11 protein-coding genes and 1 pseudogene are annotated in these 12,247 nt (G+C 70.4%); 8 read left to right on the top strand and 4 right to left on the bottom strand.

Annotation, left to right across the window (positions count from 1 at the left end):
* Position 1 precedes the first annotated feature (1 nt).
* The 8 genes from FE251_RS08945 (at position 2) to FE251_RS15505 (ending at position 7,699) form a co-directional block, all read left to right on the top strand.
* On the top strand, positions 2-1,360 hold the full coding sequence (locus FE251_RS08945) for a dipeptidase (RefSeq protein ID WP_139948528.1): 1,359 nt from the start codon (positions 2-4) through the stop codon (positions 1,358-1,360).
* A 67-nt stretch (positions 1,361-1,427) separates the two neighbouring features.
* Entirely contained in the window at positions 1,428-2,600 is a 1,173-nt protein-coding gene (locus FE251_RS08940; RefSeq protein ID WP_139071525.1) for a glycerate kinase, read from the top strand.
* Between the two features lie 76 nt (positions 2,601-2,676).
* Positions 2,677-3,039: an iron-sulfur cluster insertion protein ErpA gene (gene erpA, locus FE251_RS08935; RefSeq protein WP_139071526.1), complete on the top strand. Its 363-nt coding sequence runs from the start codon at positions 2,677-2,679 to the stop codon at positions 3,037-3,039.
* A gap of 149 nt (positions 3,040-3,188) precedes the next feature.
* Positions 3,189-4,088, top strand: a complete 900-nt coding sequence (ctaC, locus tag FE251_RS08925; RefSeq protein WP_176554622.1) for an aa3-type cytochrome oxidase subunit II — start codon at positions 3,189-3,191, stop codon at positions 4,086-4,088.
* The gene (ctaD, locus tag FE251_RS08920; RefSeq protein ID WP_139071528.1) at positions 4,088-5,905 is read left to right on the top strand and encodes an aa3-type cytochrome oxidase subunit I; all 1,818 of its coding nucleotides are present in this window, start codon (positions 4,088-4,090) and stop codon (positions 5,903-5,905) included. The genes ctaC and ctaD overlap by 1 nt, the downstream gene beginning before the upstream one ends.
* The gene (locus tag FE251_RS08915; RefSeq protein WP_139071529.1) at positions 5,905-6,363 is read left to right on the top strand and encodes a cytochrome c oxidase subunit 4; all 459 of its coding nucleotides are present in this window, start codon (positions 5,905-5,907) and stop codon (positions 6,361-6,363) included. The genes ctaD and FE251_RS08915 overlap by 1 nt, the downstream gene beginning before the upstream one ends.
* A gap of 218 nt (positions 6,364-6,581) precedes the next feature.
* The gene (locus FE251_RS15510; RefSeq protein ID WP_168202696.1) at positions 6,582-7,151 is read left to right on the top strand and encodes a hypothetical protein; all 570 of its coding nucleotides are present in this window, start codon (positions 6,582-6,584) and stop codon (positions 7,149-7,151) included.
* A complete protein-coding gene (locus FE251_RS15505) occupies positions 7,148-7,699 on the top strand; it encodes an OmpA/MotB family protein (protein ID WP_168202695.1) in 552 nt (183 codons plus the stop codon). The genes FE251_RS15510 and FE251_RS15505 overlap by 4 nt, the downstream gene beginning before the upstream one ends.
* Before the next feature lie 203 nt (positions 7,700-7,902).
* Here the strand turns inward: FE251_RS15505 and FE251_RS08905 are convergent.
* The 4 genes and pseudogenes from FE251_RS08905 to qcrC form a co-directional block, all read right to left on the bottom strand.
* Positions 7,903-8,531: pseudogene (locus FE251_RS08905) on the bottom strand (superoxide dismutase).
* A 101-nt stretch (positions 8,532-8,632) separates the two neighbouring features.
* Positions 8,633-10,399, bottom strand: a complete 1,767-nt coding sequence (gene qcrB / locus FE251_RS08900; protein ID WP_139948527.1) for a cytochrome bc1 complex cytochrome b subunit — start codon at positions 10,397-10,399, stop codon at positions 8,633-8,635.
* A complete protein-coding gene (qcrA, locus tag FE251_RS08895) occupies positions 10,396-11,469 on the bottom strand; it encodes a cytochrome bc1 complex Rieske iron-sulfur subunit (RefSeq protein WP_230976376.1) in 1,074 nt (357 codons plus the stop codon). The genes qcrB and qcrA overlap by 4 nt, the downstream gene beginning before the upstream one ends.
* A complete protein-coding gene (gene qcrC, locus FE251_RS08890; RefSeq protein ID WP_139948526.1) occupies positions 11,466-12,245 on the bottom strand; it encodes a cytochrome bc1 complex diheme cytochrome c subunit in 780 nt (259 codons plus the stop codon). The genes qcrA and qcrC overlap by 4 nt, the downstream gene beginning before the upstream one ends.
* Between the last annotated feature and the right edge of the window lie 2 nt (positions 12,246-12,247).

Below are 12,247 nucleotides of genomic sequence, written 5' to 3'. Positions count from 1 at the left end.
TGTGACCATCGAGGACCTCACCGCCCGTACCGCCGCCGAGTTCCCCCGGATCCGCAGCGACCTCGAGTCGCTCGTGCGCATCCCCAGCATCTCGGCGCCCGCCTTCGACCCCCAGCACCTGGAGGACAGCGCCGCCGCCGTGGCCGCGCTCTTCCGCGGCGCGGGGATGCCCGAGGTGGAGGTCGTCCGCGTCACCGGCCCCGACGGGCGCGCCGGCGCGCCCGCGGTCCTCGCGCACAAGCCCGGCCCGCCCGGGGCCCCGACCGTGCTGCTCTACGCCCACCACGACGTCCAGCCCCCGGGTGAGGCCGCCGGCTGGTCCTCCCCGCCCTTCGAGCCCACCCAGCGGGGGGAGCGGCTCTACGGCCGCGGCGCCGCCGACGACAAGGCCGGGATCATGGCCCACGTCGGTGCGCTGCGCGTCCTCGGGGACGAGCTCGGCGTCGGCGTCACCGTCTTCAGCGAGGGGGAGGAGGAGGTCGGCTCCCCGACCTTCCGCACCTTCCTCGAGACCTACCGCGACCGACTCGCGGCCGACGTCATCGTCGTCGCGGACTCCACGAACTGGAAGGTCGGTGTCCCCGGCCTCACGACCTCCCTGCGCGGCCTCGTCGACTGCACGGTCGAGCTGTCCGTCCTCGACCACGCCGTGCACTCCGGCATGTTCGGCGGGCCGGTCCTCGACGCGCTCACGCTCATGTCCCGGCTCATCGCCACCCTCCACGACGAGGACGGGAACGTCGCCGTGGCCGGGCTCGTCGCCAGCGACCACGCCGACGTCGACTACCCCGAGGAGGACGTGCGCGCCGACGCCGGCGTGCTCGACGGCGTCCGCCTCGCCGGCACCGGCCCGCTCGCCGCGCGGCTGTGGACCAAGCCGGCACTGTCGGTGATCGGGCTCGACGCGACGAGCGTCGACCACGCCTCCAACACGATCATCCCCTCGGCCCGCGCCAAGCTCTCCATGCGCATCGCACCGGGACAGGACCCGGCCGCCGCCGAGCGCGCCCTGCACGACCACCTCGTGGCGAACGCGCCCTTCGGCGCCCGGGTCGAGGTCCTGCCGGGGGAGACCGGCCAGGCCTTCCAGGCGCCGGAGGACTCCCCGGTCATGCAGGCGGCCCGGTGGGCGTTCGCGACGGCGTGGGGCACCGACCCGGTCGACCTCGGCGTCGGCGGGTCGATCCCGTTCATCGCCGACCTCGCCGAGGTCTACCCCGACGCGGCGATCCTCGTCACCGGCGTGGAGGACCCGGACTCCCGCGCCCACTCCGAGGACGAGTCGGTCCACCTCGGGGAGCTGGAGAAGGTCGTCCTCGCCGAGGCACTCCTCCTCGCCCGCCTGGCCGACACGCTGTGACCCACCCCGCCACCCGTCGGCACCGCCGGCGGGGCGCTGCGGCACGCCCGAGCAGGGAGGGACGCGCGTGCGCCTCCTCGTGAGCCCGGACCGCTTCACCGGCGCCCTCAGCGCCCTGCACGTGGCCGGCGCGCTCGAACGCGGCTGGCTGCGCACCTCGCCGGACGACACCGTGCGGCTCGTGCCGATGTCCGACGGCACCGCGGGCCTGCTCGAGGCCGTCCACGCCGCGCGCGGCGGGCGGCTCGTCTCCGTCACGGTCCGCGGCCCGCTCGGGGAACCGGTGCCCGCGAGCCTCCTCCACGTGTCCGGCGACGCCGGGGGGACCGTCTACGTCGAGGGCTCCCAGGTGCTGGGGCGCCAGCTCACTCCCCCCGGGCAGGAGCTGCGTCACGCCGAGAGCGGCAGCAGCGCCGGCCTCGGTGAGCTGCTGCTCACCGCCCGTGAACTCGGCGCCGGTCGCGTCGTCGTCGGCCTGGGGGAGGCCGCCACCCACGACGGCGGTGCGGGCCTGGTCCGCGCCCTCGCCGGCGTGCCGGAGGACGCCGACCTCGACGAGCCCGTCGTCGCCGCCGCGCACGCCGCGCTCGACGGCGCGGACGTCGTCGTCGCCGCAGCCTCCCAGGTGCCGCTGCTCGGGCTGCACGGCGCCGGCGCACTGCTCGGCGAGCGGATCGGTCCCGAGCACGCCCAGCGGCTGGACACCGCCCTCGGCGAGCTCGTCGCACGCCTCGACCGCAGCGCCCGGGCGCTGCCCAGGCGCACCTCGCTGCTGCCGGCTCCCGCGGTCGCCCACGGGCACGCCCACGCCGGCGACTCCCACGCCGGGCACTCCCACGGGGGCGGGGGCGCCGCCCGCCCCGGGCGCGCCGACGGGACCGGCACCGGGGGAGGGGCGGCCTACGCCCTCTCCGTCCTCGGCGCGCGGCTGCTGCCCGGACCGGACGTCGTCGCCTCCGCCGTGGGGCTGGCCGAGGAGGTCGCCGACGCCGACCTCGTGCTCACCGGGGCGCCCGTCCTGGACGCCCGCGCGCTCGACTTCTCCGTCGTCGCGACCGTCGGGCGGACCGCGATGGAGCTCGGGCTGCCCGTCGTCGTCCTCGCCGAGGAGGTCCACACCTCCCGGCGGGAGGTTGCCCGGGCCGGTGTCAGCGGGACGTACGAGACCGGTCCGGCCGACCTCGACACGCTGGCGGAATGGGCCTTTCGTCTGGCTCGCACCTGGGCGCGCGGAGCGTAGTGTTGACTGGGAACAACCGCGGATCCCTCGTGGTTGAACCAGTTGTACCTGACACCCACCTGCGGAGATCAAGCACATGAGCGAGACGGCCACCACGTCCACCGACGCCGCGACCCACGAGGTCGAACTCACGGACGTCGCAGCGCAGAAGGTCAAGACGCTCCTCGCCCAGGAGGGACGTGACGACCTGCGGCTGCGCATCGCCGTGCAGCCCGGCGGCTGCTCCGGCCTCATCTACCAGCTGTACTTCGACGAGCGGGTCCTCGACGGCGACGCCGTCCGCGACTTCGGTGGCGTCGAGGTCATCGTGGACAAGATGAGCGTCCCGTACCTGTCCGGCGCGACGATCGACTTCGCCGACACGATCGAGAAGCAGGGCTTCACGATCGACAACCCGAACGCCGTCGGCTCCTGCGCCTGCGGCGACTCCTTCCACTGACAGACCGCGCCGGTCCACCGGCGCCCGAGACGGCCCGACCGGGGTGTGCGCGCCACGCGCCCGGCGGGCCGTTTGGCGTCCAAGGGCGGCGTTCGCGGTAGGGTGGCGGTCGGGACGTTGGTCCTGTCTGAAATGCCCTAAAACGCGTCATGTCGGAAGGTTTTCACGTGCGATCACCGTCCACCGGTAACCGCTCGCCCCGCGGTTGGCGACTGGTAGCCCTGGGTCTTGTGGCGGCCCTCACCCTCGCTGGTTGTGCCGAGCTCGGAGCTCCGGAGAACGGGTTCCTCCCGTCCCGGCCCGGGCTGACCGACAAGACCGAGTCGATGATCAACCACTGGAACGGCGCGTGGGTGGCTGCCCTCGCCGTCGCCGTCCTCGTGTGGGGCCTGCTCATCTGGTGCGTCATCGCCTACCGGAAGCGCAAGAACGACAACGCGCTGCCCGTCCAGCTGCGGTACCACATCCCGCTCGAGCTCATGTACACCGTCGTGCCGATCCTCATGATCGGGGTGCTGTACTTCTACACGGTGCAGGTCACCGAGGACTTCACCGAGACCTCCGCCGAGCCGGACCTGCAGATCCAGGCCTACGGCAAGCAGTGGAGCTGGGACTTCAACTACCTCACCGACGGCGTGTACTACGAGGGCGGCCGCGTCCAGCTCACCGGTGAGGAGGGCGTGGAGGAGACCCTGCCGACGCTCTACCTGCCGGTCGGGGAGACCGTGGAGTTCATCGTCGACTCCCGGGACGTCATCCACTCCTTCTGGATCCCCGCCTTCCTCTTCAAGATCGACATGATCCCCGGGAACACGAACGTCTTCCAGGTGACGCCGCAGGAGATCGGCAGCTACCAGGGCAAGTGCGCCGAGCTGTGCGGTGAGTTCCACTCCGAGATGCTCTTCAACGTCGAGGTCGTCGACCGCGAGACCTACGACGCCGAGATGGACGCCCTGCGCGAGGCCGGCTTCGTCGGTGAGCGCGGCGCGGAGTACAACCGCGTGTACGACCAGCGCGGATACCTGCAGGACGGGACGGGAAACAACTGATGGCGACGACCACGAACGAGGCACAGCCGAAGCTCGTCCCCGGCCTGCGGCCCGACCGTCAGAGCCTGGGCCGCACGGTGGTCAGCTGGGTGACCTCCACCGACCACAAGGTCATCGGGTACCTCTACCTCATCACCGCCTTCGTCTTCTTCATCATCGGCGGTCTGCTCGCGCTGGCGATGCGACTGGAGCTCTTCGAGCCCGGCATGGCACTGTTCCAGTCCAAGGAGCAGTACAACCAGTTCTTCACCATGCACGGCACGATCATGCTGTTCCTCTTCGCGACGCCGCTGTTCACCGGTTTCGGCAACGTGTTCGTGCCCCTGCAGATCGGTGCGCCGGACGTCGCCTTCCCGCGCCTCAACATGTTCAGCTACTGGCTGTTCACCTTCGGTGGGCTCATCGCCGTCGCCGGCTTCCTCACCCCGAAGGGTGCCGCGAGCTTCGGCTGGACCGCCTACACGCCGCTGTCGCTCGAGCCGTTCAGCCCCGGACTCGGTGGCGACCTGTGGGTCGTGGGTATCGCGCTCACCGGTTTCGGCACGATCTTCGGCGCGGTGAACTTCATCGCCACGATCATCACCATGCGCATGCCCGGCATGACGATGTTCCGGATGCCGGTGTTCACCTGGAACATCCTCATCACCTCGCTGCTCGTGCTCATGGCCTTCCCGGTGCTCGCCGCGGCCCTCTTCGGCCTGGCCTACGACCGGATCCTCGGCGGCCAGATCTTCAACCCGGAGAGCGGCGGCGCGCTGCTGTGGCAGCACCTGTTCTGGTTCTTCGGGCACCCCGAGGTCTACGTCATCGCGCTGCCGTTCTTCGGCATCGTCAGCGAGGTCCTGCCGGTCTTCTCCCGCAAGCCGCTCTTCGGCTACAAGGGCCTGGTCTTCGCGACCATCGCCATCGCCGCCCTGTCGATGACCGTGTGGGCCCACCACATGTACACGACCGGTGGCGTGGCGCTGAACTTCTTCGCCCTCATGACCATGCTCATCGCGGTGCCGACCGGCGTGAAGTTCTTCAACTGGATCGGCACGATGTGGCGCGGCAAGCTCACGTTCCAGACGCCGATGCTCTGGGCGATCGGCTTCATGGCGACGTTCCTCTTCGGTGGCGTCACCGGCGTCATCCTCGCCAGCCCGGCGCTGGACTTCCAGGTCCACGACTCCTACTTCGTCGTCGCGCACTTCCACTACACCGTCTTCGGGACCGTGGTGTTCGCGATGTTCGCAGGCTTCTACTTCTGGTGGCCCAAGATGACCGGCCGGATGCTCAACGAGCGTCTCGGCAAGGTCCACTTCTGGATGCTCTTCTTCGGGTTCCACGGCACGTTCCTCATCCAGCACTGGCTGGGCGCCCAGGGCATGCCGCGTCGCTACGCCGACTACATGGTCGAGGACGGCCTCACCACGATGAACCAGGTGTCGACCATCGGCGCCGTGCTGCTCACGCTGTCCACGCTGCCCTTCCTGTGGAACGTCTACGTGACCTCGCGCGGGCCGCGCACGGTCTTCGTCGACGACCCGTGGGGCTTCGGGAACTCCCTGGAGTGGGCGACGAGCTGCCCGCCCCCGCGGCACAACTTCACCTCCCTGCCCCGGATCCGGTCCGAGCGTCCCGCGTTCGACCTGCACCACCCGGAGGTCGCCGCGATGGACCAGGCCGCCGTTCCCGACCAGGGCATCCTCGAGCAGGTGCTGGGCGACGCCCAGCGCACCGGCGGCCCGGACCCGCAGGCAGCACAGTCCGAGCGCGCGGGGAGCACCACCGCCACGCTCGAGCGTGAGGACGACGACGAGAAGGGCAAGGCCTGATGGCACACGACGAGCACGACCGCGCGCCGGGGGAGCCCTCGGCCGCCGACCCCAAGCCGCTGACCGTCGAGAAGTGGACCTTCTCCGCCGGGATGATCTTCTTCCTCCCGATGGCGCTGATCTACGGGTTCTGGAGCGGCTGGGAGCCCGTCGGCACGGTCGCCCTGTTCCTCCTCGTGGGTCTGTACGGCCTCTCCGGCCTCTACCTGTTCCTCCTCGCCAGCCGGGTCGACCCGCGGCCGGAGGACGACCCGACCAGCGATGTCGCCGACCACGCCGGTGAGATGGGCGTCTTCTCCCCGCACTCGTGGTGGCCGCTCGTCCTCGGCTTCGCCGCGGCGGTGTGCTTCGCCAGCCTCGCGATCGGCTGGTGGCTGCTGTTCATCGGCGTCCTGATCGGCGCCGTCGGCCTCGTCGGACACACCTACGAGTTCTCCCGCGGCCAGCACGCCCACTGACGCAGCTCCTCCAGCACGACCCGGATCCCGTCCCCCGCACCCGCGGAGGGCGGGATCGGTCGTTCCACCCCCACCCGCCTCACTCACGCCGAGCGCCGGATCCCGCACATCTCGTCGTTGACGTGTGTGCTCATCAGCGTCCGTACGGCGACGTCTGCTGCTAATTTGTAGCGGTCCCCGACGGAAAGGCTGCACGACCGATGCGATGGAGACTCCCGGTGAGCGCCGCTGTGCTCGCCCTTGCGCTGGCCGGCTGCGGCGCGGACGACGTCCCCGAGGACGCTCCCGCGACGGAGCAGGCGACCCCGGAGGAGAAGACGACCGAGTCCGCGACGGAGACCCCCAAGCCGACGGACACCGGCGAGGAGGGGGCAGCGACGGACGAGGTCCTCGACGAGGTCACCTACACCCTGCCCGGTACCGAGGACGAGGTGACCGTCGGTGTCCTGCCCCTCGAGGTCGAGGGAGACGTCATGACCCTTCGCCTCGTCTTCACGCCGGACTTCGCCTCCGTCAGCGACGACGAACCCGTCAGTGTGTGGGACATGTACCCGGACAACCTCTACAAGTTCCGTCCGGTGCTCGTCGACCGGGAGAACCTCAAGGAGTACTCGCCGATCAGCGACACGGGGATCGACTGGACGGCGGACGCCGGCCAGCTCAGGGCCGTCAACGGCGAGTCCGTCGTGTGGTGGGGCGTGTACGCCGCCCCCGAGGACGACATCGACACCTTCGACCTACGGCTTCGCGACTCCCTGCCCGAGTACACGGGCATCCCGGTCCCGTGAGCGTCCCCAGCCACCGGGCCGGCCGCAGCGCCGCCTGTGCCCTCGCCGCCGTCGCCCTCGCGCTCACCGTCGCCGTCCCGGCGGCCGCCGTGGATGCCCCCGAGGACCTGCCGGCACCCACCCGGCAGCAGCTCGCCGCGTCGGTCCGGGTCTGGTCCGTGGAGGGCAGCGTGAGGACCCTGGAGGCCGTGGCGACGGAGGGCGACCAGACCACGATCTCGCTCGCCAGCGACATCCTCTTCGCCTCGCAGAGCTTCGAGCTGCCGCCCGCTGCCGCCCCGCGCATCGGCGAGCTCCTGGCCGACGTCCCCGAGGGCGCGGCCGTCCAGGTGCACGGGCACACCGACTCCCTCGTCGGCCCGATCCCCAACGACGAGCTCTCCCGCAACCGCGCCCAGGCGGTCGCGGACGTCATCGCCGCCGAGCGGCCCGACCTCGTCCTCGAGGTGGCGGGCTTCGCGGACACCGAGCCCGTCGAGCGGGAGAACCCGGACGACCCGGCCACGTACGCCGCCAACCGGCGCGTGGAGATCGTCTACAGCGGCTGATCCCTGCCTCGGCGCTGTCCCCCGGCACTGTGCCCCACGGCCCGCAGCCCGCACCGGCTGCGCAGGATCCAGCACTCGGCGAGATGGGGTGCGGGCGCATGGCGGTGCGGGGGGCCTAGGACGCACGGACGCGGGGGAGACCGCGTCCGGGATGTACGACGAAGGGCCCGGCACCATCGGTGCCGGGCCCTTCGTCGTGCGTCTCAGACGGCGGGGACGATGAGACCCGAGGTCTGCGTGCGGGCGCGCTCGAGGCGAGCCGCGACGTCCTGCCAGTTGACGATGTTCCAGAACGCCTTGACGTAGTCCGCCTTGACGTTGAGGTAGTCGAGGTAGAAGGCGTGCTCCCACATGTCGAGCATGAGCACGGGGGTCAGACCGAGCGGCACGTTGCCCTGCTGGTCGAACAGCTGGAAGATCGAGAGCTTCTGGCCGATGCTGTCCCACGCGAGGACGGACCAGCCGGAGCCCTGGATGCTCGTGGCGTTGGCGGCGAACTGCGCCTTGAAGCCCTCGAAGGAGCCGAGCTGGTCCTTGATGGCCTCGGCGAGCTCACCCTCGGGCTCACCGCCGCCCTCGGGGAGAGGTTGTTCCAGAAGACGGTGTGGTTGACGTGGCCGCCGAGGTTGAACGCGAGGTTCTTCTCGTAGAGGTTGATCGCGGCGTTGTCCCCGGACTCGCGGGCCTCGGCGAGCTTGTCCAGCGCGGTGTTCGCACCGTCGACGTACGTCTTGTGGTGACGGTCGTGGTGCAGCTCCATGATCTTGCCGCTGATGTGCGGCTCGAGGGCGCTGTAGTCGTACGGGAGATCCGGCAGGGTGTACACGGGCATAGATCCTCCTCATCTGGTCCCGGTGCGGGATGCACCGGGATGACACACGACATGTGCCCGGCGCGGGCGCCGGGCACATGTCGAGCTCATATCAGTCCAACCTACGACGACGCCGGGGTGTTCCGCTCGTCACGGCCGCTCGTGATCGCAGCGGGCTCGTCCTGCTCCGGACGGTCGAACGCCGCGCGCAGACCGCCCTCCTCCTCGATCGCCGTCTCCTCGCCGTCGTGACCGCCGTGGGCGGCCATCTCCTCGGCGAGCTCGACCGGGGTGACCGGCTCGATGCGGTCCTCGTAGAAGAAGCGGGACAGGCGCTGACGCTGCTTGTCCTTCTCGTACCCGGGGCGGCGGACACCGTTCTCGTCCTCCGCCGGGTCGATCTCGACCATGCGGTCCGCGTCGTAGGAGACGAGCACCCAGCGCTCGTCGTCGTCCAGCGGCTGGTGCACCTCGAGGTACTGACCCGAGGGCATCCGCACGATGCGGCCGGTCTCGTGGCCGTGCAGCGCGAGCTCGCGGTCACGGCGCTGGAGCGACAGGCAGATCCGCTTGGTGATCCAGAACGCGAACACCGGGGCGACGAAGAACATGATCCGCAGGAACCACGTGATCCCGTTGAGCGACAGCTCGAAGTGCGTGGCGAGGATGTCGTTCGCGCCGGCGACGTTGAGCACCATGAAGGCGGTGATGACGGCGACGCCGGTGGCGGTCCGGACCGGGGCGTTGCGGGGACGGTCCAGGACGTGGTGCTCGCCGCGGTCCTTGGTCACGGCCGCCTCGACGAAGGGCCAGACGGCGAGGAGCGTGAAGAGGACGCCGGGGATGACCACACCGGGGATGAGGATGTTCAGCGACAGCGTGTAGCCGCCGATGACGAACTCCGGCCAACCCGGCATGAGCCGCAGGCCACCCTCGAGGAAGAGCATGTACCAGTCGGGCTGGGCACCGGCACCCACCGGGCTCGGGTCGTACGGGCCGTGGATCCACACCGGGTTGATCGACACGAGGGCGCCGAGCAGGGCGATGAAGCCGAAGACGACGAAGAAGAACCCGCCGGCCTTGGCGGCGTAGACCGGGAGAACCGGGTAGCCGACGACGTTCTTCTCGGTGCGGCCCGGTCCGGGGTACTGGGTGTGCTTGTGGACCACCACGAGGACGAGGTGGATCGTCACCAGGGCGACGATGAGCGCCGGCACGAGCAGGATGTGCACGGTGAAGAGCCGCGGGATGATGTCGACGCCCGGGAACTCCCCGCCGAAGAGGGCGAGGGAGACGTAGGAGCCGATGATCGGGATCGAGCGGGCGACGCCGTCGGCGATGCGCAGTCCGTTGCCGGACAGGACGTCGTCGGGCAGGGAGTAGCCGGAGAAGCCGGCGAGCAGCGCGAGGATGAGCAGCGTGAAGCCGATGACCCAGTTGAGCTCGCGAGGCTTGCGGAAGGCGCCGGTGAAGAAGACGCGGAGCATGTGCGCCACGATCGCCGCGACGAACAGCAGTGCGGCCCAGTGGTGGATCTGGCGCATGAGGAGGCCGCCGCGGACCTCGAAGGACAGGCGCAGCGTCGAGGCGAACGCCTCGGACATGCCCACGCCCTGCATGGTGACGGGCAGCTGGTCCTCGGGGTAGGTGACGTGCCCCATGCTCGGCACGAAGTACATCGTGAGGAAGAACCCGCTGAGGACGAGCACGATGAAGCTGTAGAGCGCGATCTCCCCGAGCATGAAGCTCCAGTGGTCCGGGAAGACCTTGCGGGCGAACTCACGCACCACCTTGCCGACGCCGGTGCGGCGGTCGAGGTAGTCGGCGACCGGGGCCGCCTTGTTCAGTGCCTTGCGGGTGTCGGAATGCGTCGGCGTCGCGGTGCTCATCGGTCACGCTCCCAGAAGCTCGGGCCCACCGGTTCGTGGAAGTCGGAGCGGGCGACGAGGTAGCCATCGGTGTCGACGGTGATCGGCAGCTGCGGCAGAGCGCGCTTGGCCGGACCGAAGACGACCTTCGCCTCGTCGGCGAGGTCGAACGTCGACTGGTGGCAGGGGCACAGCAGGTGGTGCGTCTGCTGCTCGTAGAGCGCGACCGGGCACCCGACGTGGGTGCAGACCTTGGAGTACGCGACGATCCCGTCGTAGCTCCAGTCACGCCGCTCGGGGGAGACGGCGAGCTCGTTGGGGTCGATGCGCGTCATGAAGACGACGGCCTTGGCCTTCTCCTCGAGGTAGTGCTCCTCGTCGGGCAGGCCGTGGGGGATGACCGCGAAGGCGGAGCCGATCGTCACGTCGGCAGCCCGGATGGGGCGGTCGTCGGGGTCGGTGGCCAGGCGGCGACCGACGGAACCGTCGGGCAGGAGCCCGCCGGTGCCCTCGGGCACGTCGCCCCAGGCGGTGTGCCGGAAGCGGTTGACGTCCCAGGTGTTCGACAGGCCGCCGACGAGCGGCACGACGAAGGGCAGCGGAGCGAGAGCGGCGGCACCGACGAGGGCGCCCTTGAGCACCGGACGGCGCCCGATGCGGGACTCCTCGATGCCGGTGGCGATCTGCTCGACGGCCTCCTCGCGGACCTCGGGGGAGGACGGGATGGGCTTGCGCTTCTCGACGCGCTCGGTGTTGTCCATGAGGGCCTTGGCCCAGTGCGCTGCGGCGATACCGATGCCGAGCATCCCCAGGCCCAGGCCCAGGCCGATCACCAGCGTCGAGAGGCGCACGTCCATGAGGGTCGTGCCGACGGGGATCGCGAAGTAGCCGACGACGCCCACGACGGACGCGAGGATCGAGACGAGGAGGATGGCGACGACCTGGCGCTCGACGCGCTTGGCGTTCTTCTCACTGCGGTCGGCGAGCCGGATCTGGTGCGGCTCGAGGCCGGGGTCCTGGAACTGCTCGGGCACGTCGGACGCGTGTGCGCCGCCAGTGGTCAGCTCCCCCGGGGGACGGTTCGTGCTCACGAGGACCTTGCTCCAATCCAGACGGCGAGACCGATGAGGCCGCCGATTCCGACGATCCACACCCAGAAGCCCTCGGAGACGGGGCCGAGGTTGCCCAGGCTGATGCCGCCCGGGTCGACCTCACGCTGCTCCATCACGTAGGCGATGACGTCACGCGCGCCCTGGTCGGTGATGGCCGCCTCGTTGAAGACCGGCATCGACTGCGGGCCCGTGCGCAGGGCCTCCCAGATCTGGGTGGGGGTGGCCTCGTCGAGGGGCGGGGCCACCTTGCCCTCGGTCAGCGCGCCGCCGGCGCCGACGGCGTTGTGGCACATCGAGCAGTTGGCACGGAAGAGCTCCATGCCGGAGGCGGCGTTGCCCTCCTCGGGGTTCACCTGCTGCGCGGAGGGGATGGCCGGACCGGGGCCGAGGGCGGCGACGTACGCGGCGAGCGCGTAGGTCTGCTCCTCGTTCATCATCGGGTCCTTGCGCTCCGCCTGCGGGGAGTTGTTCGCCATGGGCATGCGCCCCGTCGAGACCTGGAAGTGGACCGAGGCGGCGCCCACGCCGACCAGTGACGGCGCGAGGTCGGTCCCCTGGGCGTTGAGTCCGTGGCAGGTCGAGCAGTTCGACCGGAACAGCGCCTCGCCCTCCTCGATGTCCTCCTGGCTGGCCGTCTGCGCTGTGGCCGGCTCGGAGGTGACGGCTGAGTACGCCACCCCCGTCAGGATCAGGGCCAGGAGCAGGAGGATGACCGGCGCGAGCCGGTGCCTCCTGCTGGCGGCGAGTGCCTTCACGG

The sequence above is a fragment of the Georgenia wutianyii genome, assembly GCF_006349365.1.
Lineage (GTDB): Bacteria > Actinomycetota > Actinomycetes > Actinomycetales > Actinomycetaceae > Oceanitalea > Oceanitalea wutianyii.
The sequence above is the reverse complement of the archived record's forward strand: the minus strand, read 5'-3'. Positions and strand labels throughout refer to the sequence as shown.

What these genes read in the sequence shown, in the direction of transcription:
- erpA (WP_139071526.1), top strand. Translation starts at nt 2,677, where the DNA reads ATGAGCGAGACGGCCACCACGTCCACCGACGCCGCGACCCACGAGGTC.
- ctaC (WP_176554622.1), top strand. Translation starts at nt 3,189, where the DNA reads ATGTCGGAAGGTTTTCACGTGCGATCACCGTCCACCGGTAACCGCTCG.
- ctaD (WP_139071528.1), top strand. Translation starts at nt 4,088, where the DNA reads ATGGCGACGACCACGAACGAGGCACAGCCGAAGCTCGTCCCCGGCCTG.
- FE251_RS08915 (WP_139071529.1), top strand. Translation starts at nt 5,905, where the DNA reads ATGGCACACGACGAGCACGACCGCGCGCCGGGGGAGCCCTCGGCCGCC.
- qcrB (WP_139948527.1), bottom strand. Translation starts at nt 10,399, where the DNA reads ATGAGCACCGCGACGCCGACGCATTCCGACACCCGCAAGGCACTGAAC.